This window comes from Stappia sp. MMSF_3263 (assembly GCF_030733745.1).
GTDB lineage: Bacteria > Pseudomonadota > Alphaproteobacteria > Rhizobiales > Stappiaceae > Stappia.
In genome coordinates this window covers 56,178-70,328 of record NZ_JASHIK010000015.1, presented here as the reverse complement: position 1 = coordinate 70,328, position 14,151 = coordinate 56,178, and the positions used below count along the sequence as shown (strand labels likewise).

Annotated in this window: 15 protein-coding genes and 2 pseudogenes; 5 read left to right on the top strand and 12 right to left on the bottom strand. The window is 61.8% G+C overall.

Translation table 11 applies throughout. The annotated features are described in order from the left end of the window. Positions 1-84: 84 nt before the first annotated feature. The 6 genes from RBB46_RS16265 to RBB46_RS16240 all read right to left on the bottom strand — a co-directional run bounded on the left by RBB46_RS16265 (position 85) and on the right by RBB46_RS16240 (position 4,869). Complete coding sequence (locus RBB46_RS16265; protein ID WP_306030074.1) at positions 85-864, bottom strand: transporter substrate-binding domain-containing protein; 780 nt, start codon at positions 862-864, stop codon at positions 85-87. Positions 865-898: 34 nt separating this feature from the next. After that, positions 899-1,630 (bottom strand): amino acid ABC transporter ATP-binding protein, encoded by a 732-nt coding sequence (locus tag RBB46_RS16260; RefSeq protein ID WP_306030073.1) that lies wholly within the window; start codon positions 1,628-1,630, stop codon positions 899-901. After that, positions 1,617-2,267, bottom strand: a complete 651-nt coding sequence (locus RBB46_RS16255) for an amino acid ABC transporter permease (protein ID WP_306030072.1) — start codon at positions 2,265-2,267, stop codon at positions 1,617-1,619. Before RBB46_RS16255 ends, RBB46_RS16260 begins: the two co-directional genes overlap by 14 nt. An 11-nt stretch (positions 2,268-2,278) precedes the next feature. After that, positions 2,279-2,947: an amino acid ABC transporter permease gene (locus tag RBB46_RS16250; RefSeq protein WP_306030071.1), complete on the bottom strand. Its 669-nt coding sequence runs from the start codon at positions 2,945-2,947 to the stop codon at positions 2,279-2,281. A gap of 15 nt (positions 2,948-2,962) precedes the next feature. Further along, the gene (locus RBB46_RS16245) at positions 2,963-4,213 is read right to left on the bottom strand and encodes an alanine racemase (RefSeq protein WP_306030070.1); all 1,251 of its coding nucleotides are present in this window, start codon (positions 4,211-4,213) and stop codon (positions 2,963-2,965) included. 341 nt (positions 4,214-4,554) lie between these two features. Continuing rightward, positions 4,555-4,869 carry a hypothetical protein gene (locus tag RBB46_RS16240; RefSeq protein WP_306030069.1) on the bottom strand — a complete coding sequence of 105 codons (315 nt, stop codon included), beginning with the start codon at positions 4,867-4,869 and terminating at the stop codon, positions 4,555-4,557. Positions 4,870-5,073: 204 nt separating this feature from the next. Here RBB46_RS16240 and rfbA point away from each other — a divergent pair, with 204 nt between their 5' ends. The 3 genes from rfbA to RBB46_RS16225 are packed head-to-tail and all read left to right on the top strand — an operon-like array spanning position 5,074 to position 6,418. Continuing rightward, entirely contained in the window at positions 5,074-5,958 is an 885-nt protein-coding gene (gene rfbA / locus RBB46_RS16235; protein ID WP_306030068.1) for a glucose-1-phosphate thymidylyltransferase RfbA, read from the top strand. Positions 5,959-6,010: 52 nt separating this feature from the next. After that, a complete protein-coding gene (locus tag RBB46_RS16230; RefSeq protein WP_306030067.1) occupies positions 6,011-6,271 on the top strand; it encodes an AlpA family transcriptional regulator in 261 nt (86 codons plus the stop codon). A 24-nt stretch (positions 6,272-6,295) separates the two neighbouring features. Further along, positions 6,296-6,418, top strand: coding sequence for a hypothetical protein (locus RBB46_RS16225; RefSeq protein WP_306030066.1), 123 nt, complete (start codon positions 6,296-6,298; stop codon positions 6,416-6,418). Between the two features lie 52 nt (positions 6,419-6,470). Here RBB46_RS16225 and RBB46_RS16220 read toward each other — a convergent pair whose 3' ends face one another. The 5 genes and pseudogenes from RBB46_RS16220 to RBB46_RS16200 all read right to left on the bottom strand — a co-directional run bounded on the left by RBB46_RS16220 (position 6,471) and on the right by RBB46_RS16200 (position 11,590). Then, positions 6,471-8,498 (bottom strand): conjugal transfer protein TraG, encoded by a 2,028-nt coding sequence (locus RBB46_RS16220; protein ID WP_306030065.1) that lies wholly within the window; start codon positions 8,496-8,498, stop codon positions 6,471-6,473. 1,190 nt (positions 8,499-9,688) lie between these two features. After that, a pseudogene (locus tag RBB46_RS16215) lies at positions 9,689-10,033 on the bottom strand (lytic transglycosylase domain-containing protein); the annotation flags it as partial. 180 nt (positions 10,034-10,213) lie between these two features. Then, positions 10,214-10,693: pseudogene (locus RBB46_RS16210) on the bottom strand (S26 family signal peptidase); the annotation flags it as partial. Beyond that, positions 10,693-10,932: a helix-turn-helix domain-containing protein gene (locus RBB46_RS16205; RefSeq protein ID WP_306030064.1), complete on the bottom strand. Its 240-nt coding sequence runs from the start codon at positions 10,930-10,932 to the stop codon at positions 10,693-10,695. The pseudogene RBB46_RS16210 and the gene RBB46_RS16205, both read right to left, overlap by 1 nt. A 319-nt stretch (positions 10,933-11,251) precedes the next feature. Then, positions 11,252-11,590 (bottom strand): DUF736 family protein, encoded by a 339-nt coding sequence (locus RBB46_RS16200; RefSeq protein WP_306030063.1) that lies wholly within the window; start codon positions 11,588-11,590, stop codon positions 11,252-11,254. A 568-nt stretch (positions 11,591-12,158) separates the two neighbouring features. Between RBB46_RS16200 and RBB46_RS16195 the strand changes: the two genes are divergently transcribed. Beyond that, positions 12,159-12,809 carry a thermonuclease family protein gene (locus tag RBB46_RS16195; protein ID WP_306030062.1) on the top strand — a complete coding sequence of 217 codons (651 nt, stop codon included), beginning with the start codon at positions 12,159-12,161 and terminating at the stop codon, positions 12,807-12,809. A gap of 177 nt (positions 12,810-12,986) precedes the next feature. Continuing rightward, entirely contained in the window at positions 12,987-13,247 is a 261-nt protein-coding gene (locus RBB46_RS16190) for a helix-turn-helix transcriptional regulator (protein WP_306030061.1), read from the top strand. Positions 13,248-13,423: 176 nt separating this feature from the next. On the opposite strand, the gene RBB46_RS16185 is transcribed toward RBB46_RS16190, so the two are convergent. Continuing rightward, entirely contained in the window at positions 13,424-14,149 is a 726-nt protein-coding gene (locus RBB46_RS16185; RefSeq protein ID WP_306030060.1) for a PASTA domain-containing protein, read from the bottom strand. Between the last annotated feature and the right edge of the window lie 2 nt (positions 14,150-14,151).

Sequence of the window (14,151 nt, the reverse complement as noted above, 5' to 3'; positions counted from 1 at the left end):
GCTCCATGACTGTCGAAATGGTGGAAAGGCCCGAACGGACGAGGCCACGCCACAAGGACGCGACCCCGCCCGTCCGGGAGGAACTCACATGTTGGGAAGCGGCGTTGCTTCCTTGAACCACTTGACCTGCAAAGCCTCGAGCTTGCCGTTCATGCGGTTGAAGAACAGGTCCGTGTTCAGCCACTGCAGCAGGTTGTGCTCGCCGTGGCGGACGGCGGCATGGGCCGGCGACTGGCGGATCAGGAACTTCAGTTCGACATCGGCCGAGCCGGATGCGTTGAGCGCAATGGCACTGTTCTCGGCGAAGTAGTCGGTCTGTCCTGCGAAGAAGGCAGCGAGCGCGCTGGCCGCATCCTCGAAGCGCACCAGGTTGGCGTCCGGCACGTTGTCGGTCAGCCAGACGTCAAGCGTGGTGCCGCGGGCAACGGCAATCGGCTTGCCGGCGAGCTCCTCAGGGCTGGAATAGACCGAAGTGCCGGCCTTGCCGTAGACACCGAGCTGCACAGCGACATAAGGCGAGGTGAACATCACCTGCTGCGCGCGCTCAGGAGTGGCGCCAGCGGCCGCGACGAGAACGTCGATCTGGTCGGACAGGAGGCTCGGCAGGCGGGCGGCGCCAGTCACCTCGACAATCTCGAGGTCAACGCCGAGATCGGCGGCGACGAGGCCGGCGAGCTCCACGTCAAAGCCGGTGAGCTTGCCCTCGCCGTCGCGGAAGCCCCAGGGGGCGGAGTCGGCAAGCACGCCGATGCGCACCTTGCCGCTGTTGAGGATGTCCTGCAGCTTGTCGGCGAAGGCCGAGCCGGAGGTGAGCGAAACGGCAGCGATGGCAGCTGCCGCAAGAGCCGTCCTGAAGAAATTCATCGGGGTTCCCCTTTCCTTTGGAAGAAGCCGGCCGTCAGCGGACCGAGCTTATGAAATTCGCCAATTCCGGTGTTGCGGGATTGGCGAAGAGATCTGCGGGCCGGCCTTCTTCATGGACCATGCCCGCATGCATGAAGACGAGCTTCGAAGCGACGTTGCGCGCGAAGTTCATCTCGTGGGTAACGAGGATCATCGTCATGCCCTGGGTGGCGAGATCTTCCATGACCTTCAGCACTTCGCCGACCAGTTCCGGGTCGAGGGCCGAGGTGACCTCGTCGAACAGCATCAGGTCGGGCGACATGGCGAGGCAACGGGCGATGGCCACGCGCTGCTGCTGGCCACCGGAGAGCTGGCCAGGATAGGCGTCGACCTTCTCCTCCAGCCCGACCTGGGCAAGGACCTTGAGGGCCAGCTCGCGCGCTGCCGCGCCCTTGGTGATCTTGCCGGTCAGAACCGGCGCAAGAGTGATGTTGCGCTCTACCGTCATGTGCGGAAACAGGTTGAACTGCTGGAACACGATGCCGACATGCTCACGCAGCTTGCGCAGGTCGGTGGAGCGGGAATGGACCTGCTCGCCGGCCACCCGGATCTCGCCGCCATTGATCTGCTCAAGGCCGTTGATGCAGCGCAGAAGCGTCGACTTGCCGGAGCCGCTGCGGCCGATGATGGTGACGATCTCGCCCTTCTCGACGGCAAGGTCGATGCCGCGCAGGACCTCCACCTCGCCAAAGGACTTGTGGACGTTGCTGATCTCAACGAGCGCCATTGAGCTTGTCCTCCAGGGAACGGGACCAGAGCGTGAGCGGGAAACACAAGGCGAAGTAAATCGCCGCCACGCAGGCATAGGAAAGAAGCGGCTGAAATGTCGCCGCACTGGCGAGCTGCCCGGCACGGGCCAACTCGACGAAGCCAACCACCGAGGCGAGCGACGTGTTCTTGATGAGCTGAACCAGAAACCCGACCGTCGCCGGCAACGCGATGCTGAAAGCCTGCGGCGCGACCACATGGCGGAATGTCTGCCAGCGGGTCAGGCCGAGGCAGGCGGCCGCCTCGCCCTGCGCGACATGCACCGCCTGGATGCCGCCGCGCCAGATCTCGCCGAGAAAGGCGGCGGTGAAGATGGTGAAGGCCGCCCCGACCGAGACCAGCGCCGGGACCTTGATGCCGAGAAAAACCGGCATGCCGAAATAGAAGAACATCAACAGGCCGAGCACCGGCACGCCCTGTACGAGCTGCAGGATGCCGGTGGCGACGAGCCGCGCCAGGCGGCTGCGCCCCGTGCACATGCGGGCAAGCAGCAGCGCCAACGGCGCGCCGAAGGCCAGCGCGAGGATGACCAGCGTCGCCGTCCACTGTACGGCGGCCAGCATGGTCAGGACGTCGGAGATTGTGAAACCGCGCATCGTCCCGCCTCCTATCGACCGGTCGGCCAGCGGAAGGCGATCCGGCCAATGCCCACGAAGGCCAGCCGGAATGCCAAGACCAGGGTGAAGTAGATCGCACAAACCACCGCATAGACCTCGAAGCTGCGGAACGTGCGACTCTCAACGAAGGCTGCAGCGTGGAACAGTTCCGAGGCAGAAACCTGCGAGGCGAGCGAGGTGCCAAGCAGCAGCAGCACGATCTGGCTTGTGATCGAAGGATAAATGTTGCGCAGGGCCGGCGGCAGGATCACATGGCGAAACACCTGCCAGCGGGTCAGCCCGAGGCACTGGCCGGCCTCGATCTGGCTGCGCGGGATCGAGGCGAGGCCGCCGCGGAGGATCTCCGTCGCATAGGCACCCATATAGATGGAGAGCGCGGCAGCCGCGGCATAGACGGGCGGCAGGCGCAGACCCGCATAGGGCAGCACGAAGAAGATCAGGAACAGCTGGATCAGCGCCGGAGTGTTGCGGATCACTTCGACATAACTGCGCACGAGCAATCGCAGCGCGGCGAAACGGCTGCCGGCGGCGGTGGCACAGACAAGACCGATCGCCAGGCCCGCCACCGTCGCCACCAGGGTGAGCATCAGGGTCAGCGACACGCCGTGCAGGAACTCGTCCTGATAGCGCCAGAGCTGGTTGAAATTGAGTTGGAGCATGAGCCTTCCGGCGACCTAGCTGAAGTGGGTGGGATAGGCGGCGGCGATGCGCCCGTCCGCACCGCGCCCGAGGATCACGCGCCAGCGGTCGAGACAGGTGCAAGGGTGCGAGATGCCGAAGGCAACGATGTCGCCCACGCTAAGATCGCTGCCCTCCGGCAGCCTCAGGAAGGCGTGCTGGTCGTTGAGCTTGACCACCGACCCAAGGACGTCGCGGTTTGCTGTTTGCACGCCATCGCGCCAGGCCGCAAGCGGCACCGGTAGATCCTGGTCGTAGGAGACATCACGCATGCCCATGCCGCAGATCGCAAGCCTCGGCTCGGGCCGCGACAGCACCTCGGCCCAGACGGTCAACGCCGGGCGGAAGGCAGCGAGCGCGGCAACGCCCGCGATCCTCGCAAAGCCGCCGCGCGCATCCATTGCAGACAGCGCCCGCTCGTAGACCCCGTGGTCGTAAAAGAAGATCGCGCCGCTGCGCAGCACCAGTTCCGTGTTGCCATCACGGTTTGCCAGCGGCTTGAGATCGCCGGCGACGAGGTCGAAGAAAGAGGATCCGCCAACGCTGAGGATCATCGGGCGGTCCGGTGCGGCGGCGCGCAGCAGGGCATGCACCTCGCCAACCAACGCATCAAGAGCGCAAATGGCTCTGAGCGTTTCCAGAGGATCGGCGGTTGCGGCGGCGCCCTCATAGGCGGCAACACCGGCAAGCTCGACATGGGAGAGATGGGATGCGGCCTCGATCACGGCACGCGCAGCCTCCAGGCTGCGTGCGCCAGCGCGCCCCACCCCAACTTCCACCAGCACCGACACGGTGCGTCCAGCAACGCACCCGACATGGTCGATCACCTCAAGGCTCTCAGGCGCGTCGGCGAAGAAAACGAACGACGCATCAGGCCAGCGCCGCATCAGAGCGGCAAACCGCTCAGCCGACCGGCGCCCGCCGATCTGATTGGCAATGAGCAAGCGGTGAACGCCGTGCTCCAGAAACACCTGCGCCTGTTGCAGGTTGGCGACGGAAAGACCCCAGGCACCTCGATCCAGAAGGCGCTGAGACAGTTCGGGGGACATTGGCGTCTTGGCATGCGGTGCGAGGGAGGCACCCACCTTGTCGACATAGTCGAACATCGCCTCGACATTCGCATCGAAGGCCGCCTCGTCCATGGTCAGGACTGGCAGGGCCAGTTCTCCGCGCTCCGGCGACAGGCCGAGGTCTGGATTGGCGACACCTTGCGCAGCGCTTGCCATATGGAGCTTGTCTTCCTGCATCTTCCGATCCCTTGCGCGGCGCTCACCGCCTCCCCCAAGCCTGATTGTCGCTTGCAGCCTTGGCTGCAGAACACTGCACCACCCTCCATTCAAGTGGCGGCTTCAACGCAAATGACAACGTTATCATTGCCACTAACATCTGAATGATAACGTTGTCAATAATGTCAGAGACAGGAGATCCGGCTAAATAATGTCGAACTCCGCCGCAGCAGCGAAGGCGAATATGCAGCTTTCCTGCAGGACCTCTTGCCCCTCAAGCGGCACAACCGACGTTTTGAAGGAGTGCAGGCATCAAGCTGGGCTGCGCGGCAGGGCGCCGAAGGACAACGCCCAGGAGGAGCCTATCCGGCAAACGCCGTTCGCGCCCGCGCCGCCTCGTAGACATTGGTGAATTCCGCCAGAACCGGCGAGACGATGGCCACGTTCGCACCAGTGACGGGATCGTCCACATGCAGGCGGCGCAGCTCATCCACGAAGGTGTTCCACATCGGCTCGCCGCCCTCTTCGAACAGCTTTGCGCCGATCGACAGCTCCTCACACACCGGCAAGTGCCTGCGCCCCCAAGGCGGGAGCGCCGCCAGGCTGCAGATCACCTTTTGGCTGTGGCTTTGATCCTCACGCGACGGCACGTGATTGAGCGCGATCAGCCGCTTCAACCGGACGGCCAGGAAAGCTCGGCCGGCACGAGATCGAACCAATTCCGTGCTGGACTGCAGCTTGCTCCAGCACCTGCATGGCGTCACACTACACCCTTGGTCCCAGGCTCTCACCAATATGCTCAACCGGCTAGACGAAGTCATTTGAACTGGCGTGATCCCGCCATCAGCTTGCCGAGAAATCTCGAGCGGAGACGATTTCAAATGAAAGGCATTATCCTCGCCGGCGGCAGCGGCACGAGGCTTTACCCAATCACATTCTGCGTTTCCAAGCAGTTGCTGCCGGTCTACGACAAGCCGATGATCTACTATCCGATCAGCACCTTGATGCTGGCTGGCATCCGCGACATTCTCGTCATCACCACGCCCAACGACGCGGCCGGATTTCAAGCGCTCCTTGGCGATGGCAGCCAATGGGGTATCAATTTCAGCTTTGCGGTCCAACCTAGCCCAGACGGGCTCGCCCAAGCTTTCCTTATTGGCGAGAGCTTCCTGTCCGGCTCACCCTGCGCACTCATCCTCGGGGACAATATATTCTACGGCAACGGCCTGACTGAAAAGCTTCGCTCGGCCGCCGCTCGCCCGCGCGGCGCCACCGTCTTTGGCTACGAGGTGCCCGATCCTGCGCGCTATGGTGTCGTCGCCTTCGACCAGGACGGCCGCGCCGCCTCGATCGAGGAAAAGCCGGAGAACCCAAAGTCACCCTGGGCTGTGACCGGACTCTACTTCTACGACGCCAACGTGATCGACATCGCCAAGAACGTCCGCCCAAGCAAGCGGGGCGAACTGGAGATCACCGACGTAAACGTCCGCTATCTTCAGCGCGGTGACCTCCACGTTGAGCGCCTCGGGCGCGGCTTCGCCTGGTTCGATACAGGCACCCATGACAGCCTTCTTGAGGCAGGCTCCTTCGTACAAACCGTTGAGAAACACCAGGGCCACCGCATTGCCGTACCGGAGGAGATTGCGTTCGTTCAAGAATGGATAGGACGGGAAGACCTTGAACGCCTCGGTGGAGAGCTCTCGAAGAGCGGTTATGGCCAATACCTGCTAGAGCTTGCCAAAAAAAGCATTCTAGAATCCAACTGAAATGATGCGGTCGACGCCCCCCACACAGCAGCATTCAGGCGGCAGCGCAACCATGCCCCATCCAGAGCATACCGTCCTCTCGGCAACCGTTCTTGCCCGCACCGGCCTGTCCCGCTCCGCCATCTATCGCAAGATCGCCGAGGATACGTTCCCGGCCCAGCTCAAGTTCAGCACCAACAGCGCAGGCTGGCGTGAACCCAACTTCAACCGTTGGGTCGCCGATCCGGTCAGATGGCGATCGGAGGAAGAGATCGGTCATGTGCGGTTGGATGCGGTGCTGCTGACCATCGCCCGCCCGGTCGGCAGACGCTAGGCGCGCGAGAATTTCGAGAAGGCCATGCACGCTGATCAGATCAAGAACCTCGACTGGCGCGCCCGCAAGGCCCGGCGGAAAGGCCAGGCAACCGCCGTGATGCTGGCTGACCGACGCGCCATGTTCGAGGCATTGCTTCAAACTTAGGGAAACGAACAGCAGGTCAAACCAAGCCTCTCAGCGCAAATACGGTACCACATCAAAATCCTTCCAAGATGTCCTGCTCGGGCCCCATCGCTTCATTGACGCCAAACACTTTGGCAGGTCGGGGCCCGTAATCCTTGCCAGGTGTGTCAAGGGCATCGGCCTCGTCGGCCCAATCGAGACCAGGAAACGTCAACTGTCTGGCCTCCTGCGGCCTGGACTGCGTTGTATCCCTCTGGCCAAGATGAGGGTCTCCATCAGTTTCCACCGACCCGCCATGCCCCTCGCCATTGTCCTCATGCGACATCAAACGATCATCAGGAACACGCACCTGACCGCTCCAGTCGTCGCAGCGCGCAGCCGGTGTGTCCCTGTAGCCTTCGTCTGAAAGGATCGGGCACGGAAGAACCCGCTGCCTGAAATTCCGATCCTCATAATATCGAAGCTTCTTGGCGCGGATCGGTGGCAGGCCAGAAACCAGCACCAGCTCATCCGTCCATGGCAATTGCATCACTTCCCCAGGTGTCAGAAGCGGCCGTGCCGACTCCTGGCGACTGACCATGAGATGTGAGAGCCAGGGCGCCAGCCGATGGCCCGCATAATTGCGCTGCACCCGAAGTTCCGTCGCCGTGCCCAACGCATCGGAGATCCGCTTCGCCGTTCGCTCGTCATTTGAGGAAAAGGCAATGCGCACGTGGCAATTGTCCAAAATGGCGTTGTTCTCGCCATAGGCCTTGGAAATCTGATTGAGGCTCTGTGCAATCAGATAGGCTCGGATGCCATACCCCGCCATGAAAGCAAGCGCCGTTTCGAAGAAATCGAGCCGCCCCAAAGCCGGAAACTCATCAAGCATCATGATCAGTTGATGCCGGCGATGCCTTTTCGGATCACCCTCCAGCCGTTCGGTCAGCCGCCGCCCGATCTGGTTCAAAACCAGACGCACCATCGGCTTGGTGCGCGAAATGTCGGAGGGAGGAACAACCAGGTAAAGCGAAACAGGATGTTCTGCATCCATCAGATCAGCAATGCGCCAGTCACACGCCGACGTCGCAGCCGCAACCGTTGGGTCCCGATACAGACCCAGAAACGACATGGCCGTCGACAGAACGCCAGAGCGCTCGTTTTCCGATTTGTTCAAGACCTCGCGCGCTGCAGACGCCACCACAGGATGAACCTTCGGCGCGTCCGGGGAGCCAAGATGATTGGTCACCATCATCCGCCAAAGCGTTGCAGGAAACGAACGGCGCGGATCGGAGAGAAAATTGGCAACCCGGGCAAGTGTCTTCTCCTCCTCGGCATAAAGCACATGCAAGATGGCGCCGACCAAAAGCGCATGGCTGGTCTTTTCCCAGTGATTGCGTCGCTCCAGAGCCCCTTCCGGGTCCACCAGAATGTCGGCGATGTTTTGAACGTCACGCACTTCATCCCGTCCCTTGCGAACCTCCAGCAAGGGATTGTAGCGGGCAGACCTTGGATCCGTCGGATTGAACAACAGACAGTGCGAAAAGCTCGAACGCCAGCCAGCCGTCAGCTGCCAGTTTTCCCCCTTAATGTCATGGATCACCGCCGAGCCAGTCCAACTCAGAAGGGTCGGCACAACAAGCCCCACCCCCTTGCCCGACCGCGTCGGCGCAAAGGCCATCACATGTTCCGGTCCGTCATGACGGAGATACCGGCCCTCAAGCCGACCAAGAAACACACCGGCTGGACGAAACAGCCCCGCTCGACGGATCTCGCCCCCAACAGCCCAGCGCGAGGAACCAAAGGTCGTGGCCGCGCCACCTTGCCGGGCGCGCCACAGCGAGCCGACAATGGCCACCGCGCAGCCCATAAAGCCACTCGCCGCCGCCACAAGTCCTGCCCGATCAAATACCCGCGGCGCATAGGCCTCATAGAAATACCACCACTCGAACAGCTTCCAAGGCGCATAAACCCGCCAGTCGAACAAGACGAACCATGGGTCACCGAGCTGAGCCTGATAACCCAACATGGCAGCACACCATTGCGTCGCGCCCCAGACGCCGACAATGACAATGGCAAACACACTTGCGATCTGACCGACAAGAAGCCTGGCTGGGGACATGAATGCCGCTCCTCAATGAAAGGACCAGCAACAAGATCCCACAAAGCCACCTGATCGCTTACGGCCTTCACATACGCAGTGATGCGCTGAAAACCGCCTGGATCAGGTATCGAGCAGATCAATGCTCCCGAACTTGCCACCGCTCCTCGCAGCCAAGCCGACAGTGCGCCGATCCCCCTCAGCACTGCGAAAACCAACGGCAGCTTGCGCGAACCTGCTGTCGAGCCTCACCTGGCAAGCAGCAAAGCTCAGCCGGGCTGCGCTCCGGTTCCCCCAGCAGCCAGGCGGCGCACCGCAGGTCAGCCCCAAAAGGCGGATCAGACAAGACGGGCGCCCTCCCGCAATCCCCAGCCGGAACCGCCCGATCACCACAAGCTCCAACACTGCAGTTGATGCGTATCGGCGCGCCATAGATCCAACTGGACGTACCAAGGGATCGATGAAAGCGAACGCCCCTTCCAACTGCGGTAACGCAAATATCACTCACCCACCGCAGAGGCAGAAAACCAAAAATAAACAATCAGATACGGAAAACGGCGCATCTACTGATCTAAAAACCAATCTGGCACCAAGTCCAGGCCTGATAACCGTTTCCAAACCAGCACTTTGAACAGAGCGGCAAGCAAAATCCGCAGCCTGCTTTATCTTGCCGTCAGATGTCGCCTCGCCGTCAGATGTCGGTCCACCAGTCGTCGGCTGCCAGTTGCGCTTGCGCTCTTGCCTGTAGGCGTGCCGGCCGCTCCTCTCACCCTATGGAAAGCCGATCCTTTCCTGGATCGGCCCGGGTTTCGGCTCGTATCCAAGGGGCGCCAACAGCGCCTTGAAGGTCGCGCGACAAGGCAGATCACACCCACCCATGCGCATCCTCCTGCCCTTGGAGCGCGATCATCCCGGCAAAAAATCAGATCAGGATCACGACAGGAACACAGGCAACCGCACAGATCTGCAGGACCGGCACACAGCCGTTTTCACGCCCTCGGCCGTCCGTTCTCAATGACAGGCAGAGCACCAGTGGCTCCAGCTTTTGGCACAACAGCATCGATCCCAGGTCCGCGATTTCATCACTGAACGGGAAAGAACAGGTCGCGCCAGCGGGACGGCAGCTTGGAACTTTGGCCAGGCAACACAGGCCGCTTCGGCCGTGCCAAGCCTGAACCTCTCCCCGGCTCGAGCATCTGTTCAATGCGCTTGACATAAGCACGGGTCTCGGCAGGAAGCGGTTTTCCAGTCCGCAGATGCGCAGCATAACGCCCTGGCCCGGCATTGTAGGCCGCAAACAGGGCCGGATATCCGAAGCGATCATGCATCATCGCCAGATAAGCCGTACCAGCAAGAATGTTCGCACGAGGATCGAAAGGATCATCCAGCAGGGCATGGCGATCACGCAGTTCACGCCAGGTTCCCGGCATGAGCTGCATCAAACCCATCGCCCCCTTCGGTGAAACCGCAGCAGGATCACCATTGCTTTCCGCCGCAATCACCGCAGTGATCCAGCTCTCGGGAAGCCCGAACCGCTGAGCTGCTTCCTTGACATGATCGCGAAGCCCGTCGAAAGAAGCAGCCTCCGCCGGGGCGGCAAAAGCGGCAAGGCTCGCCATGCGCGAAAGCCAACCATCAACAACACGGCTGCGCAAATCGCGCCCGGCATCGCCAACAACAATCCGCGATCCCGCCTGAGCGCGATCCGTGCTGTCCCGCCAAACCCAAAGCGGCACGAGACGGCCGATCACATCAGATCCCGTCACCGGCCCGAAATAGCGGCTGTCAAAGGACAGCGCAGCATTTTCTCCCAGCAGAAAATACTCGCCTCCAACAAGCACGCCGCAACCGCTCCAGCGTGGCAAAGAGCGACCTGCACGATCACTTTGCAGCTGCACAGCCCGAACGTCACCATTGACGATGATGGCATGATTGAACGCACACACATTGTCTCCCGCGACCGCCGCAACCCGTTTGATGAGTGGCACGCCTGCAGGCAAGTAACCTCGGCTGACCAACAGCGCCTCGAGCGAGCCTGTTGGCCGAATCAATGCGAAATCACCAGCTCCAGGCTCCCCGGATGTCAGCCGATACAGACCGATCGGCGCACTGGCAGACAGGTTCCAGACCAACCATGGCTGAGGCTGGCCAACCACGCTGATGCCAACAACCAAACCGGCCACCAGCGTCAGCACGAGGACGCGCGAAGGGCTCATCATCCGCCCTCTCCCACCGGCGAGCCTGCAGCACGACCATGGCTTTCCGACCACAGATCGAGATCGACAATGTGGTAGCGCACATGGCGGCCATGCTTGCGGAAACGGGGACCAACACCAGTCAGGCGCATCTTTTCAAGCGTGCGGAAGGAAAGACCGAGGTAAAAAGCCGCCTCGCGCGTGGACAAGAATGGCGATCCCTTGCGCGCTTCAGCGGCCCTCAAATTGTGGTCATTCATCCTCTGCCTCCTCCTCGTTGCCCCCAACACGGCGGGCAAAGAATGTCGGCAGAAAACGCCAGTGCTCAGGATCGAACAGTGAGGGGCGCAAAATCGATCCCCCACCCAATGGGTCCCAGCGCACCCTAAAAACCAAATGCCGTCCCGCCATCACTTTTCAGACAGGCGAACCTCACTCACGCGTGCTGCCCCCCCCTGCCAGGCCGACGCCAATGGTCGGAACTGAAAGAACTTGCGCCTTGTCGTGAGAAGGCGCAGCGCTGCGGTTGCCAGTCAGAACCCCGCCGGACAAAGCCCGACGGGGTCGAGCAAAGCGCCCTCAGCGCTCGCGTGGCTCCCAAAGAATGAGGTGGCTGGCACTGTCCTCTTGCGGACCCTCGACCTTGACAAGTCGGGCGCGCAGCCAATTGGGACCAAATTCCGGCGCCGCAATCTTCAAGCTCAGATAGGTCTCGCCACTGGTCTTGGCGGTCTGACTCCACCCGGCGCCGACCTCGCAATGCTGGCCGTTGCCGTCATAGACGCGGTAGTCAGGTGCATTCTGGGACTGTCTGGGCACGGGAATGATGACAAGGCTTGCCGTGACGTTGAGGGTCCTCATGATGCCGGTGAAGCTACCGTCAGTCTGCTCGATGAAAGTGCCGAGAGCGATGGCCATTGCAGTGGTCCTTTCCTGTTCGTCGCAGGAACCATCCCTGCGATGACCTGAGCGGAAAGCCCGCATAGGCGCAGCGGTTCACCCTGTCGCAAGGCGCAGGGCCGTAACGAAGTGGAGGACCCGCGGGCGCGGAAATTTGCAGCGAAGCGGCGCGAGGAAGCCGGCCCAAGGTGCCCTCACCTTGGCCGGCGGGGACATTTCCGCGCAGCGCGGGTTGAACGGAGCGGCGCGGAATTTACGCCAAAGGGCACAGCAGGGATGGTTGCCACGTCGACCAAGGCGCCCGAAAGGAACGGCATGGCGCCCCCGCATCTCCCTCACTTGAGCTTGGCTGCGCCAGGCACGCATCACCGGCCACCCCTTGCAGACCAGTCATGGCCGAAGGCCAGCAATGCCCCTGCCAACAAGACCGAAATCACACCCCGCCTGTCGGATCACGCAAGAGCCCAGTCCGGAGCCAACGTGCCAGCACGCCCGACGCTCTACACGACCTCGCCCTTTGACGGCAGCGGACCGCGTTTCTAAACTTGGCTGTTCGACGATCAACCGCCGCGTTTCAGGAACCCAGATGAAGACCTTTTTTACAGCGGCAATTGCCTTGACCGCTTCAAGCCAGGCGCTTGCCGCCGACATTCGCGTGATTGACGGCGATACAATCGAGCTCAATCGCATCACCTACCGCCTTCACGGGATCGACGCGCCGGAGGTCGGTCAGTCCTGCAAGACGGCGCGCGGCACCAACTGGGCTTGCGGCAAGGCGGCGGTCGAGGTGATGGAAGATCTCGTCCTTGGCGCGTCGGTAGCCTGCGAGGCCCGCGAGGACGACGGCTATGGCCGGACTCTGGCGGTCTGCTATGCCGATGGTACGGACATCAATGCCGAGATGGTGCGGCAGGGCTATGCTTGGGCCTTCCGTCGCTATGCGATGGACTATGCCGCCCTTGAAGATCAGACCCGAGCCGCACGGCTTGGCGTGTGGGCGGCACAGAGCCAGGCACCTTGGGACTATCGGGCCCAGAAGTGGAACGTCGCCGAACAGCAAGCGCCGGACGGCTGTCCCATCAAAGGCAATATTTCCAGCAATGGTAGGATCTATCACGCGCCCTGGTCGCCCTGGTACAGCCGCACCAAAATTACGGTCGCCAAAGGTGAGCGCTGGTTTTGCAACGAAGCCGACGCAGTGCAAGCCGGATGGCGCCCACCCTATTGGGGACGCTGAGACCGGCGCCAGGATCGCCCGAAATTCCGTTGCATTGGTGAGCTGCCCGGGAGATCCAAGGCTCGCCAACTTCCGAAACTACCCCTATAGTGTCAGAATCCCTCACAGAAGCCCTATACTGACTTTATGGAGTTGCTTTTCACCCCCGCCCAGGCCCAACGGAAACTGGCCGATCACATGCGAGCGCGGCGGCTTGCGCTGGAACTGACGCAAGAGGGTCTCGCCACCCGCTCCGGCGTGCCACTGTCGACATTGCGCAAGTTCGAGCAAAAGGGCGTGATCTCGCTGGAGGCATTTCTCAAACTGCTGATGGTGCTTGGCGGCATGAACGAGGTTGTGAGAGCGCTTGAACCGCTAGACGCCCCGTTCTCCTCCATCGACGACGTTCTGAAAGCCGACCTGGCCAAACCGCTGCGCAAACGGGGACGCCGCTCATGACACAGCAACGCCCCACCACGCCCTTGCCCGCTGGCAGGACCTGCCATGCACACGGAGCTGCCAAAACCACGATCGAGCACACGCTGAAGATGTTGACCTGACAGGGGGGCCGTTGCCCATTGGGCTGTTTCAGCTGGCGGAAACAAGGGCAGACATGAGCTGAACGCACGGCGTGCCTACATCGGGATACCATCCCGACTGCAGGGCTCCGGCGGCCATGTGTAAGCGACAACCTTCTTGCCCTGGAGCCTGACCGTCGAACCGTGCAGAAGAAACTTGCCCGGTTCGGGGCTGGAGGCAGTGACTTCGGCAGTGAAGTGGGTGAACCCCTCACAGATGCTGCCGATCTGCCGCAGATCGAGCTCGCTCACGAGTTCACCGCGAAGCCCGAGTGCCTCCAGCGTGTCGCGCGCCTGGCCAATTCGCATTCCGACGAGATCGGGGATTTCGATCCCGCGATCGTTGGACACCTGCAAGAACACAACGTCCTGCGTGGTGTCGATGAATGTTCCCTGCGACGGGATCACCTTGGCAACAATGCCTTCTGGAATTCCGAGCACGAGGGCAGAGGTGCGCTCGACGGCAAAGCCGCGCGCTTCAAGCTCACCAATGACCGTCTCAGCCTTGCGCCCCTCAAGTCCCTTGGGGATCATCTGCCCCTGCGATAGGCGCAAATAGACCGTGGCGCCTTCTCCCATCTCCGCCCCGGCAGACGGCACCTGCAGAAACACGCGCCCCTTCGGGGCCCTGGACTCCACTTCCTGGACGATGAGCGAGAAGTCCATGTCAGGAAATTCCGTGCTGATTTGGGAAAGCGTCTTGCCGACAAGGTCAGGCGCGGGATCAGCACGTGCCGACGCGGCCATGGCGAAGGCAATGCAAAAGAGCAGCCGTGCAATCATGG